Consider the following 13352-nt stretch of genomic DNA (forward strand, 5'->3'; position numbering starts at 1 on the left):
AGGATAAAATAATAAATTGCTTGGTTTAAAGCTTTTGAACCCAAAATTCAAAATTGATATAAGAAGAAATAAGGATGATAAATTTTTCATCCTTTATCCTTCAACTTTTATCCTTCATTTAGCCCATCTTCTCGAAGACTGCAAACAGAGGTAAGTACATTGACATCAAGATAGTACCTACCATACCTCCCAGAACTACAATCATAATTGGTTCCATAATGCTGGTTAAAGCCTTCACTGCTTGCTCAACTTCATCCTCATAAAAATCGGCAATTTTCATTAACATCCCATCCAATTCACCTGTTTCTTCACCGATACTAATCATCTGAATTGCCATTGGAGGAAAAACTTTTTCTTTTTGCAAAGCAAGACTAATCATACCTCCTTGTTGAATTTCAATTTTTGCAGCATCAATAGCATTAGCTACCACCTGATTTCCTGATGTATCGCGTACAATTTCTAAAGAAGTCAGAATTGGCACGCCTGAACGAGTTAAAGAACCAAAAGTACGGCTGAAGCGGGCAACGGATGATTTTTGAATTAAGTCACCAAGTAACGGCATTTTCAGTGAAAGACGGTCAATTGTTTCGCGTCCAACGCGAGTTTTGTAGTATTGTCCATAGGCAATCTTGAATCCTACAGCAAAACCAATCAGAACAAAAGCCTTCCAGCTTCTCAAAGTTTCACTGCAAAACATCATGAATTGGGTTAAAGGAGGTAAAGTTGTTCCCAACTCCTCGAAAATACCTGCAAAAATTGGGATCAGAAAAACAGTCATGCCAACAAAGATGGCGATCGCTATAACACTTACAGCAACGGGATAAGCCATTGCTGATTTAATTTGGTTTTGTAGTCGCGCAACGTCTTCTAACAACTTAGCTAAACGATTCAGCACCTCGTCTAAAACACCACCGACCTCACCAGCCTGAATCATGCTGACATATAAACTATCAAAGCAATCAGGATATTTACGCATTGCTTCTGATAAATTAACCCCGTTTTGAACTTCAGAGCTAATACCCAAGAGAGCTTGTTTCAGTTTAGGGTTGCTACACTGCTCGGATAGTACTCCCAAACTTCTAACAATTGCCACGCCTGCATTAACCAATGCAGCAAGCTGACGTGAAAAAACGGCTTTATCCTTAACAGAAACACTAGTAAATTTTGTGGAAAACTCTTTAAAATCAAAGCCTTGAGCTTGTTTTTTCAGGTCTTGGATGACATAACCCTGCTGTCGCAAAGAAGTACGAGCATCAGCCAAGGAATCAGCTACGACTTTTTCTGTTTTCGGTTTTCCCTGCGAATCTTTAACACGAGCAACGAAGGTTGGCATACTTATATTGATTTTAGATTTTGGATGAGAAATAGTTAGTAATTAGTGGTCAAACTACTAATGTAGAGACGCGCCATGACGCGTCTATACGATCGCTAACTAGAGGAAGATTAATGTGCAGCAGCTGATTTGACACCTGGGGTTGGAGCAACAGGTCCAATGAGGCGCTGAACTTCATCGGGTTTGGAAGTCTTAGACATTGCTGCTTCAAAAGAAATAGTTCCAGCTTTATATAAATCGGCTAAAACCTTTTCTAGAGTTTGCATTCCCAACTTACCTCCAGTTTGAATAGCAGAGTAAATTTGAGAGGTTTTGCCTTCACGAATCAAGTTGGAAATAGCAGGAGTCACCACCATAATTTCTTGAGCCATGACTCGACCATACTCACCAGGTTTGGGGTTTTTCTTAGGAACTAGAGTTTGGCTAAATACTGCCACTAGTGAGTTAGACAACTGCACCCGCACTTGAGTTTGTTTTTCGTGTGGAAAAACGTCAATGAGTCTGTCTACTGTTTGTGCAGCAGAACTCGTGTGTAGGGTACCAAATACCAAGTGCCCTGTTTCCGCAGCAGATATAGCCAAAGAAATTGTTTCTAAGTCCCGCATTTCCCCTACAAGAACAATATCAGGGTCTTCCCGGAGTGCTGCTCTCAAAGCATTCGCAAAGCTCTTAGTATCTTCATTCAACTGCCGTTGGTGAATCAGACTTTTAATAGGTTCATAAACAAATTCAATGGGATCTTCCACAGTCAAAATATGCTCTGCCCTGGTACGGTTAATGAGGTCAATCATTGCGGCTAGGGTTGTTGTCTTACCAGAACCTGTGGGACCTGTTACCAATACCAATCCTCTAGGCTTTTCTGACATTTCTCGAACAACGTCCGGTAAGCCTAATTTTTCAAAGTTAGGAATTTTAGAACTGAGTGCCCGCAAACACGCAGCATATGCTCCACGCTCTTTATATACGTTGACCCGGAAACGAGCTAATCCCTTAACACCATAGGAACAATCCAATTCCCAAGTTTGCTCCAAAGTTTTACGCTGGGTGTTGTTCAACATACTAAAGATCAATCTTTGGCACTGATCTACTGTCATTGGTTCGTCCCCAATGGGAGTTAGTTTGCCACTGATGCGAAAGTAGGGTGGCAAACCTGCGGATAAATGCATATCCGAACCACCCATTTCAATCATTTGCTCCATCAAATCTTCAATCATTAATTCCATCGTTCTGCTTCCTCTTGTTATTTGTTAGTGGTTAAAAGCTAAGGACTAATCTTGAAACCTTGGTGTCATGCAGTAAGGACAATCCAACCATTCCGGTTGCAATCCAGCATTGCAAGTCCGGCAGGTAAGACCGCTTTTACGTTTAGCTTTTAACTCTGCTTCCAAACCTGTATCGGTAAACGTTACCCGTTCTACTTCTTCTAAAGTGGTACTGCCTTGACGCACGAGGTCCAAGCTGTAAGCAAGCAAGGTTTTCATGCCTTCTTCCACTGCTACTTCTTTGATGCGTTCTGTTGGTGCTTCTTCAGTAATGAGGGCTTGCAAACGTTCGGTGACTCGCATAACTTCATAAACACCACAACGTCCTTTATAACCAACGCCGTTACAATCCGGGCACAAATGATTCTTGCCTTTGGCTTCTTGAATTTGCTCTGCTGTTAGGGTATTTGCCTTGTAGAAAGTGATTCCTGCCTCTTGGCTTGCTGATAGCCCGTAACGAGCGAGTTCTTCTACTGTGGGAGTGTAGGGAATGCGACAACTGGAACAGACGCGTCGCATCAAGCGCTGTGCCAGTACACCAATGAGGGAACTGGAAACCATGAAAGATTCAATGCCCATTTCTCCCAAACGAGCGATCGCACCTGGGGCGTCATTGGTGTGTAAGGTTGTTAAAACCAAGTGACCTGTCAATGCTGCCTCAATTGCGGTTTTTGCTGTTTCCTTGTCTCGTGTTTCACCCACAAGGAGCACATCTGGGTCTTGCCGCAGGAAAGCTCGCAAAGCAGTAGAAAAGTCCAGCCCTTTTTCCCGAATCACCTGCACTTGTGTAATTCCAGGCAAGCTATATTCAATGGGGTCTTCCACTGTACTAATATTGATGCCCGGAGAGTTCTTTTCTGAAAGAGCAGAGTACAGGGTTGTTGTTTTACCAGAACCTGTGGGTCCTGTGACCAGAATGAGACCAAAGGGACGAGAAACCATCTCTTTGACTATGTTTAAGGTATCTGGGTCCGTGATGAGCTTATTCAAACCCAATTGTGTTGCCGAGTTATCCAAAATCCGCAGTACTACCTTCTCCCCATAGCGGCTGGGCAAGGTGTTAACCCGGAAGTCAACCTTACGTCCCTCGAACAATCGTCGAATTCGCCCGTCTTGAGGTAAACGCCGTTCAGCAATATCCAGGTTGGCAATGATTTTGAAACGGGCTGTTACAGCAGGGATGATTTTTTTCGGCAGAGGGTCAAAAGCTTCACGTAGTACCCCATCTTTCCGAAAACGGATACGTAAGTTTTCTTCCTGTGGTTCGATATGGATATCAGAAACCTTTTCATGCAATGCTTTAGCAAGGATTCTGTTAACTAGATTGATCACTGGGGCATCTTCAGCACCCTTCATTGCCGCACCCAAATCGGCTTCACCTTCTTCGGGTGCATCATCCATATTGAGATTGTCTAAATTTTCTAAATCCTGATTAATATCTGTAAATTTTTCCTGTTCCAGATGCTTTTGCCGAACTGCTAATTCATCCAAGTACTGGTTAATAAGATTTTGGTAATCCTCTTGGGTAATAACCATGCGCTGCAAGGCCAATCCCTGGGGGCGCAAGATACGGTTTAAGTCATCTGAAGCTTCCAAATTATCTGGATCTACCATTGCCACCAAAACAGAGGGTGGGTTTTGGTCATCGTGTTTTGCCAAAGGTACTAAGCGATGACGACGACAGATATCTACCGGAACAAGGGTATCAATCAGTTGACCAACAGTTGTTTGACCAACTTGGCTGACTTCCGGATCGAGAGATTCAACGCCGTATAATATTTTGAGTTCAAATAATTGCTGCTTTTTATATTGCCGGAGTAACTCTGGCGTCAGTTGTCTGCCTGAAATTGTTTCTAACACTTCTGTCAGGGGTCTGCCTGACTTGCGGCTTTCAATCAGCGCCTGTCTCATTTGTTCGCTGTTGACAAAGCCAGATTGCACGAGTTTGTTGCCGAAGGGCGAAAACTCAACTCTTGTCGTAAGAGCTGTACTGCGCCTTTGTGGTGACGAGTAAGTCATAATATCTCATTAGTCGCGGAAACCTCTGATTAGAGTATTCCCAAGGTCTAGGACAGAATTGACATCCTCACTCAGTAAAATTAATACAGAAATAAAGATTTTACAGATTCCTTCATCTACGCCCCCTCGACCCTAACTATGAGGTGGCAGTTATTTGTTGGCTGTCAGTAGGTGCTGGTCAAGCCATTTTTTTATGTATATTCACTTAAATTATCGTGTATTAATTTAATAGCTTGCTCTCACAAGAACACCCTTCATCAAAAACCTGCCTTCTGGTGCCTTGTTTCCAGAGACAGTAAGTCTCAAATATTCGGAGTTAAAAACATAAATGCTAGCTGATACACTCACATTAGCTAGCATACACAGATTTGTTACGTTTTATTAAGAAAAACTACGCTATAGCGCTTTTAGATTACGCGACAGACGTTCACTCCATACTTTATACTTCATACTTCAGGTGACAGCTTTTTGCTTCACAAATTTATCATTGACTGCTAGATGTAGCGATAACCGTAAAATATCGCATCTGGAAAAAGTACACAATGGTAGACGAAAATCAACAGCAAAACTATACAAATCAGCAATCAGGTCAACCAACCGAGGAGCAGCAAACAATGACACCAGACTCTACAGAGCAGATAAACGCTAACGAATCCGGTAACGAGGTGAATCAGCAAGTGGGAACTCAAACCGACGTCGCACCAGAAACGGCTACAATCAATCAAGACAGTGATGTTGCTGCAACTGCTGAAGTGACTGGTGATGACTCAAACGCAAAACAAGCAGAACTGCTTCAACAAATTGAGTCTCTCAAAGCGCAAGTCGAAGAGCGCAGTGTTCAATACATGAGGATTGCAGCAGATTTTGAGAATTATCGCAAGCGAAACCAAAAAGAGAAAGAAGACTTAGAGCAGCAAATCAAGCGAGTGACAATTACTGAATTGCTGCCAGTTGTTGATAATTTTGAACGAGCACGAGCACAAATTAAACCCCAAAATGATGGCGAAATGACTATTCACAAGAGCTATCAGGGTGTTTACAAGCTTTTAGTGGATTGTCTCAAACGCTTAGGGGTATCTCCCATGCGTCCTGAGGGTCAACCATTCGATCCCAACCTACACGAAGCAGTATTGCGGGGTTGAGGAACGAAACCCAACATTTAAAGTATGAAGGATGAAGGATGAACGTAGGAACGAAACCTAACATTTAAAGTATGAAGGATGAACGTTGTTAGGATGAAGGGATTGCAAAAAAGCGATCGAAAAAATAAAACTTTCAGATTGGGTGTTAAAGCCAGTCTCAATCGGTGAAATTTAGTTTATTCGTAAGGTTATTACAATATTTCGACCCTACTGCATGCGTATCTGCTACACAACAGAGAATAACGACAAACTAAATTCTTTTTTTACGTATTGCAAGCAAACTTACTACGCCTAGACCAAGTAATGCCGATGGTTCAAAGATTTTTTGTGCTGTAAAGCTAGCTGCGTAAGAAAGTGTAACGTTTGTACCCGACAAAACTGTGTCGTAGCTTGCTTCTATTGCTTGTAACCCTTCAACACCAATGGGAATGTTAAAAACACCATCATTACCTTTCGGTACCTCTTGACCTAAGTGTTCTACTAGCAAACCATCTGAAATTGGGTTTCCTTGATAGAAGACTTGAACTGGCAAATTGTCTCCTTCCTTAACTAAAAAAGGATTCTGTAAAGGAACGATTTCCAATTGCTGGTTGAAGGGCTGCCCTAGAGCCTTAGACCAATCATACAGAGCTTTGGTATACTTCAGATTATGACTAACATTTTCGTATTGCTCTATTTCTGATTCTGAAATTCTAAGGTAATTATTTCCCGGTACTCTGGCATAAAAGCCATTATCATAAAATCCAGTTAATGCCGCTACTCTGCTATTAGCAGTAAGAGAAATTCCATCTTCATTTTGGCTAATAGTCACTGGAATTATTTGTCTGTTTGCATCATACGCATTAGCTTCTCTAAAGCCAGAGACGCGATAGGATTGCGGTCCTTCTTCTGGATGACCGTACAATAACTTGTACTCTCCGTTTTCATAGTTAAACCAAACAACATGTGCTGAAGCAGGTTGCCAAACAAATGGTAGAATTGCCAACCCTAATACCAAATTTTTCAAACTACGAATAAGCATCCCAATTGCCTCTATGGAGCTGTAGCAGTTTTCTAAATCGTGCAATAAGCCAAATTGTAGGTGCATTCAACCGTATGCTTGCTTAGCCAGCAAGCACTCGCATTCGACCTATCAAGATACTTCACTGATTTGGAAACCGCTATATTACACACTTATTAAAGACCATTTTTTTTTTTACAAAACAATCCCCCCATCAGGGATTTTATTGTTAATATAAATTTCTATTTTTCAATTTATTTTATAAAGTAAATATTAATTTTTTCAGATTTTAGGGGATCGATATTATTATTCAAGATTCTAAGTTTTTATACTTAAAATAAAATTGCTATACGATCCGTCAGATGCTAATAGCACAATACGTTTAAGTAAAAATTAAAATATAAGGGGTTTTCATTTGAATTAAATATAATGCAGCGCACTATGATAAGAGGTTGGGTTTTGTTCCTCCAACCTAACCTATGGGGTTTATGCATAATTTTTTTGATGACAAGTAGTGTTAGTTCTTGTACATCTAAATCTATGACTTCACTACCAACTAATTGCCACTCACCGCGCTCACAGTGTTGTAGAATTGACAAGATTGCCTCAGCCTCAAGGCAAATACGAGTTTGAGTCAGGTCATCAAACGGACGATTTAAACAGCAAACGTCTAAGTAAATTAGTGACATTAGGTTTTCTTCCTCAACCCAACCTACGGAATATTACAAATAACAAATGACTTTTGACAAATGACAAAATATTAGAAACCCGATTACTTCTACGAAACCGGGTTTCTGGGCTTTGATAAATGATAGGTGGATAGGTAGAACTTTTACCTAACAAACTGGGGCATAATTTCGGCTGCGGTGAATATGCCGTAAATGCCACGCCGATGCAATCCAATACCAGCTTTGAGATAACCGAAGGCAGGACCACAGACGTTGGCTGCCATACTGGTTTCATCTCCCAATGTAAAGGTATGGGTGGAAATTTTACCTTCAAATGTACGACCCGTAACCTTGACGTTTGTGCTGATGGGTTTTTTGGGATTTCGGGTATCCACTATACCACCAACAGTAACGCGATCGCGGTCTACAATTCCAGCCAACTCCAACATCACATCGTCAGCGTGTTCCATATTTTCCAAAGTCAGCACGCCATTGGTTTTATCCAAAAGTGCTTCTACTTCTGCATCGGTCATTGCCCTAGCAGTTTCTACGTTAAACCCACTCATATGGGCAATGTCTTCGCGGATAGTAGCGCGGTAAGCTTCCCAGTTAGCAATTCCCACACCAAAAGTAATTTCCACCCGATGAATTTCGGCGTAGCTTTGGGCGGCGATTGCGGCGGCAGCTGTCAACAGTCCTGGGGTTGCCCCACATCCTGTCATGTAGGTGATTCCTGCGGCAAGGAGTTCCTCTTTCATGGACAAGAGTTGTTCAACGGCACTAGTACGCTTAATTGCGTCTACCAGTACCCCACGCCAACCAGCCTTAATGAACTTTTTGGCTACGGAGGGAATAAAATCATTAGGTAAGTTGGGTAAAGCTAAGAAATACCCATCTACGGGTACCGCTTTTTCTAATAAATCCTCAATACTACGATTTGTAAGAGTACCAAAGGGTTCGAGGTAACCTACCGAACCTTGACTTTGATATTTAGCAATACATTCTTGAGCCTCTAAACCTTCAGTAGAGCAAGCAAAACCTTTGTTGTCTGCTGCCGCCACCAAAATCATTTCACCTTTTGGGGCGAGTACTCTAGCAGCTGCTTGCCCCAATCCGCCAAAACCCAGTACTCCCACGCGGATTGCATCTGCTTTCTTTGTATACCCTGTCACTTCTTCTGGCTCCACCATCGACATATTTGTTGAGATAGATAAAAGCTTATCGTACACCGATGGCTTCGGCTCAAACTCTCAAAACAGACCTTAATAGTGCCTTGTTGATGATAATGATAAAGTTTTGCAATAATCTTAGTAGGCTACAAGCTCACAGAGACTGCTATTAATGGTTTTTAAGATTTGTAGCACATTATTTGTATTCTGGTTTTTAAGCTTGACTAATTTCTAAGGTTAAGGGAAACTAACAAGTATCAGAGGTAAAGACTTACAATCATAATAATTTTTGTTAACTTTCTGAGATATATATTTTGAGAGATGGAACATTAGTTAACAAATGGCAAATTTGTAGCTAAGGGAAAACTCTGTTCCAAGGGGCTACATTTGTAGCTGTTTGCTACAGCAGCACTGTCCGCGCTTAGTGTTTTGGTTGGCTAAAAGCATGGAAACATTAGAGTTCATAATTTATCCAGACGGTCGCGTACAAGAAAAAGTCACTGGCATCGTGGGGGCTTCCTGTGCCGAAGTCACAGCAGCCATAGAGGCACAGCTGGGACAGGTACTCAGTCAGGAGCCAACCTCGGAACACTTCGCTACCAAGGTACAGGAAACTGGTGTAGCAAATACACAAACCACCTTCAGCGATTGGTAAGTTTTCATAACACTTTAGTTTCATCGAATTACAACCACCATGTCACACTTCAGCCAAATAAAAACCCAAATCCGTAACATTGAATCTTTAAAAGACGCCCTATCGGACTTGGGTATCGATTGGAAACAAGGTCCACGGGAAGTTCGTGGATATCGTGGTCAGACACATAATGCTGAAATTACCATTGAGCAAAACAATGGCTACGATATTGGCTTTAAATGGAATGGAAAAGAATACGAACTGGTAGCCGACCTACAATATTGGAAACAAAATTTATCCGTGGAAGGATTTCTAGGCAAAGTCACACAGCGTTATGCATTCCACACAGTGGTCAAGGAAACAGCTCGCGCAGGGTTTCAAATTGCCGAACAACAAAATAATGAAGATGGTTCAGTTCGCCTAGTTGTGCAGCGCTGGAGTGCGTAATGTCCGATTTTTTACCGTCCCCAGAACAAAGCGAGGATAATCGCTCTGGTTTAGAGCCTGAGTTGGGCGGTTTTTTGCGGGATTCCCCCGAACGTTCTGGTCTGGAACCAGAGTTAGGTGGAGTGCTGCGGCAAAAAGGCGTTTACGTTGACGAAATTACCTGTATTGGCTGCAAGCATTGCGCCCATGTGGCTCGTAACACATTTTATATAGAAGAAGATTACGGGCGATCGCGGGTTATACGTCAAGATGGCGACTCAGAAGAGGTGATTCAAGAAGCGATCGACACTTGTCCTGTTGATTGCATTCACTGGGTTGATTACACCAAACTCAAAACGCTAGAAGAAGAACGCAAATACCAGGTTATTCCCTTAATCGGATATCCGGTAGACCAGGCTGTTGTTTCTTCTCAACAACGACGTAAAAAGCAAAAGCTCAAGCGGAAGAAATCCCGTTACTAGTGAAGAAATCATAACTTATGTATGGAGGATTGGTTTGACCAATCCTCCTTTTTCTGCTGCATTTTTTATGTAGTCGGCAGAAATAATACTAATTCTCTGAATTAATACTACACATCGTTGATGATTATGGCGCTTAAGCGCAACTACTAACCTTTTTTAATGTGTAGTCTAGTTATGGAGAAATAGTATAAAAACTGCTATGTGTTGTGTAATATATTTTTACTCCGTTTCAGGAAAAGTTTGCACCTTACCATCGGGACTAAAAACTGCCCGAATCCTAACAGATTGTCCGCTTTTATTGGGGGAGACAAAAGGTTCACCAATGAGAGGCATACCCGTGCGATCGACATAATCTCTCGCAGCTTTTCCTAAGGGCATAATTCTTTCAATTGAGCCGTCCACACCTACTAACAAACTGTACTCGATTGCTTGCTTCAACCCAGTAGGCGGTTCCCAGCGCTCTTTCAAAAAGTCTCTGGCTTCTGCAATTTGGGCTGTGTCCAACAATCTCTCGCTACTACTACTAGTCGCTACCTGTGTGGGAAGATTGTTGTTTCGACGTCCTTGACGCAATCTCCCGATCAGTTCCTCAGATTCACTTCGAGTTGTTGAATTGGGTGAGGAAATTGCTGGGTTAGGATTTATACTAGGAGCACTAGATAAGTTGGGAAGAGCAGGGGGAAGTGCTGAGATACTCGAAGGAGATGTAATCCCTGGATCGCTTAAGCTACTTGGCGGAGTTTGAATCTCAGGTGCGATGGTAGGAATTTCATTTCTGGAAGAGGACGAAAAACCAATATTGCTCTGTTTAGAGTTTGGTTGAAGAGCAACTTTTTGATTTGGTGCTTTGTTAGGAGATGCTGTATTTTGTGGAGAGGAAGAAAGAATAGGAGGATTTGTCTCGGGTATAGTCAATGTTCCTCCTGAAGATGGGATTCCCGTAGGAAAAGACGCAATGTTGGGAGACCCTGGAGTTGAAGGTGGGAAAGCGGATTTTGGAGATGCTAGGGAAACAGAAGGTAACTGGGATTGCGAGCCTGGTGGAGGAGTTGGTGGTAGGATTGGAGACGTTTGAGCAGACGGAGCAGAAGTAGAAGCGGGCAATGGAAAAGCGCCAAAGGTTGGTAGTGGCTGCGATGGCAAACTGCTTGAAGGGCTGAGTGTTGGTAGAGGCGATGGCGAATTAGATGATGGCGAATTCTGTAAAGCAATTGTTTGTGATGTCGAATCAGTTTTACTAGCCGTCTGCTGTTGTCTCATACGATTAGCATACTGCCAAGTCAACGGTGTTAAACCCACCCCTAGCACCACCACTGCTGCAATCGGTGCCCAAACTGGCATGGCAGATGTTCTGGAATGGGAATTGAGATTTGGCAGTGCCATGACATCAGATGAATATTCCTCCAAGGCAGTTGCTAAGTCAAACAGTTGTAGTAAACTTAGCTCAATTACCCCACCAGATATTGGGTTTGCCAGAGATCCAAGAAACAGACTGTGTGTTAAATGACTGTTGGGTTGGATGTAGATATCTCCCCCAGGCATTTGATTGCTAAAGGGGTTTATGACTGTGCTAGTTGCCGAAGATGAGTTGGCAAAATCTGGCACTAATGTTTCATCCGATGCAAGGCTTGTATCTCTAATTGATGAAAAATTTGCCCAGAAGCTCTCAGGAGACATCTGTAGGAATTCCTGAACGTAGTTTGTTACTGCTACGCACAAAGCTTCAAGTTGTTCGCTGTCGCCCCGAATGGCAATTTTCTTGTCTTCTGGAAGCTGTGGATCGTCAAAGCGAAGCTCAAATCTGAGCTGCTTCAGAACAGATTTACCCATCCACTTTGATAAAGCCGAGCCTTGAGCTAAGACTTCTAGTGTACAAGTGGGCGGTGTATACCTACGGATAACAGGATTTGATACAGGCATGGCAGGAACTGCAAGCAAGTTATTTTGGATTTTGAACCGCACTCTTAACGCGGATGAACGCGGAGAATTCTTTGTTTTATCGGCGGTTGCGATATGTAAATTTTGGAGAATGAAATTTAAAATTTTGTGGAACGGTCTATCAGTGCAAGCCCTGGTCATTAGTCACTGGTCATTGGTCATTAATTATTTACAAATAACAAATGACAAATAACAAATGACAAATGACGAATGACAAATGACAAATAACAAATTAACGAAACGGAGGAGCATAGAGAATTCCACCTTGGTTCCAAAGTCTGTTTTGTCCTCTATCCAATTTCAACTCAGAGTTTTTCCCCAAATTGCGCTCGTAAACTTCTCCATAGTTGCCCACGTGTTTGATAATGCGTGCGGCAAAATCGTTTGTTAAACCAGTTCCTGTGCCTAGGTCACCTTCTGTACCCAGCAAGCGCTTCACTTCTGGATTGGTGCTGCTTGTTAATTGGTTAACGTTCTTGGAATTGACTCCCAATTCTTCGGCATTAATCAGAGCAAATACAGTCCATTTCACCACATCAGACCATCTAGAATCCCCGTTAACCACAGCAGGTGCTAGGGGTTCTTTAGACATAACGATATCTAAAACAACATGGTCATCCGGTTTTTTCATAATGGCACGGCGAGAAACTAACCCAGAACGGTCTGCGGTAACAGCTTCGCAACGACCTTGCTCGTATGCAGCAAAGGCAGTGTTAACATCTTCAAAGACGAGAGGTTTGTAGGTAACGCCCCTCTGTCGCATTTGGTCTGATAGGTTCTGTTCGTTGGTTGTTCCTGTTTGGGTGCAGATGGATTTGCCTTTCAGTTCTTCTAACTTTTTAACGTTGCTATTTTTTTTCACCATTATTCCTTGCCCGTCGTAAAAAACAACGGGGGCAAATTCTAGCCCAACAGACGTATCTCGGCTAATTGTCCATGTTGTGTTGCGGCTGAGGATGTCTACTTCTCCTGTTTGCAGGGCTGTAAAGCGTTCTTTGGTGTTTAAGTTGCGGAAGTCTACTTTTTTGGGGTCGTCAAAGATTGCGGCGGCGATCGCACGACATACATCTACATCTATTCCGGCATATTCACCGCTAGGCTTTACATAACTAAATCCCGGCAATCCTCCACTGACACCGCATATCAGCCTTCCACGGTTTTTAATTGTGTCTAATCGACTTGCAGTATTTCCTCCTGAAGCTCCAGCACAGGCATTTAGCAAAAAGACCAGAGGTAAAGCAGCAAGTACTAATAACCCCCTTTTACCTATCTTCATTTT

The 13352-nt window shown here is 42.4% G+C and carries 10 protein-coding genes and 1 pseudogene; 4 read left to right on the plus strand and 7 right to left on the minus strand.

Annotated elements, in window-relative coordinates:
- Positions 1–118 precede the first annotated feature (118 nt).
- The 3 genes from ACYRY3_RS08265 to ACYRY3_RS08275 all read right to left on the minus strand — a co-directional run bounded on the left by ACYRY3_RS08265 (position 119) and on the right by ACYRY3_RS08275 (position 4614).
- Positions 119–1333: a type II secretion system F family protein gene (locus ACYRY3_RS08265; RefSeq protein ID WP_460201218.1), complete on the minus strand. Its 1215-nt coding sequence runs from the start codon at positions 1331–1333 to the stop codon at positions 119–121.
- Between the two features lie 110 nt (positions 1334–1443).
- Positions 1444–2556, minus strand: a complete 1113-nt coding sequence (locus ACYRY3_RS08270) for a type IV pilus twitching motility protein PilT (protein ID WP_460201219.1) — start codon at positions 2554–2556, stop codon at positions 1444–1446.
- Positions 2557–2601: 45 nt separating this feature from the next.
- Positions 2602–4614: a GspE/PulE family protein gene (locus tag ACYRY3_RS08275; protein WP_460201220.1), complete on the minus strand. Its 2013-nt coding sequence runs from the start codon at positions 4612–4614 to the stop codon at positions 2602–2604.
- A 542-nt stretch (positions 4615–5156) separates the two neighbouring features.
- Between ACYRY3_RS08275 and grpE the strand changes: the two are divergent.
- Positions 5157–5750, plus strand: a pseudogene (gene grpE / locus ACYRY3_RS08280) (nucleotide exchange factor GrpE); the annotation flags it as partial.
- 256 nt (positions 5751–6006) lie between these two features.
- Here the strand turns inward: grpE and ACYRY3_RS08285 are convergent.
- Both ACYRY3_RS08285 and bioU read right to left on the minus strand, forming a co-directional pair.
- On the minus strand, positions 6007–6843 hold the full coding sequence (locus ACYRY3_RS08285; RefSeq protein ID WP_460201221.1) for a DUF4198 domain-containing protein: 837 nt from the start codon (positions 6841–6843) through the stop codon (positions 6007–6009).
- Between the two features lie 745 nt (positions 6844–7588).
- Positions 7589–8614: a (S)-8-amino-7-oxononanoate synthase BioU gene (bioU, locus tag ACYRY3_RS08290; RefSeq protein WP_460201249.1), complete on the minus strand. Its 1026-nt coding sequence runs from the start codon at positions 8612–8614 to the stop codon at positions 7589–7591.
- Positions 8615–9038: 424 nt separating this feature from the next.
- On the opposite strand from bioU, the gene ACYRY3_RS08295 reads away from it, so the two are divergent.
- The 3 genes from ACYRY3_RS08295 to ACYRY3_RS08305 are packed head-to-tail and all read left to right on the plus strand — an operon-like array spanning position 9039 to position 10135.
- Positions 9039–9248, plus strand: coding sequence for a DUF2997 domain-containing protein (locus ACYRY3_RS08295; RefSeq protein ID WP_460201222.1), 210 nt, complete (start codon positions 9039–9041; stop codon positions 9246–9248).
- 39 nt (positions 9249–9287) lie between these two features.
- Positions 9288–9674 carry a DUF1257 domain-containing protein gene (locus ACYRY3_RS08300; protein ID WP_460201224.1) on the plus strand — a complete coding sequence of 129 codons (387 nt, stop codon included), beginning with the start codon at positions 9288–9290 and terminating at the stop codon, positions 9672–9674.
- Positions 9674–10135 carry a ferredoxin gene (locus ACYRY3_RS08305; RefSeq protein ID WP_460201225.1) on the plus strand — a complete coding sequence of 154 codons (462 nt, stop codon included), beginning with the start codon at positions 9674–9676 and terminating at the stop codon, positions 10133–10135. The genes ACYRY3_RS08300 and ACYRY3_RS08305 overlap by 1 nt, the downstream gene beginning before the upstream one ends.
- Positions 10136–10354: 219 nt before the next feature.
- Here the strand turns inward: ACYRY3_RS08305 and ACYRY3_RS08310 are convergent, their stop codons facing one another.
- Positions 10355–12214 (minus strand): DUF4335 domain-containing protein, encoded by a 1860-nt coding sequence (locus tag ACYRY3_RS08310; protein ID WP_460201226.1) that lies wholly within the window; start codon positions 12212–12214, stop codon positions 10355–10357.
- Positions 12215–12305: 91 nt separating this feature from the next.
- Positions 12306–13349 carry an amino acid ABC transporter substrate-binding protein gene (locus tag ACYRY3_RS08315; protein ID WP_460201228.1) on the minus strand — a complete coding sequence of 348 codons (1044 nt, stop codon included), beginning with the start codon at positions 13347–13349 and terminating at the stop codon, positions 12306–12308.
- Positions 13350–13352: the final 3 nt, after the last annotated feature.

The organism is Scytonema sp. NUACC21 (assembly GCF_054684315.1).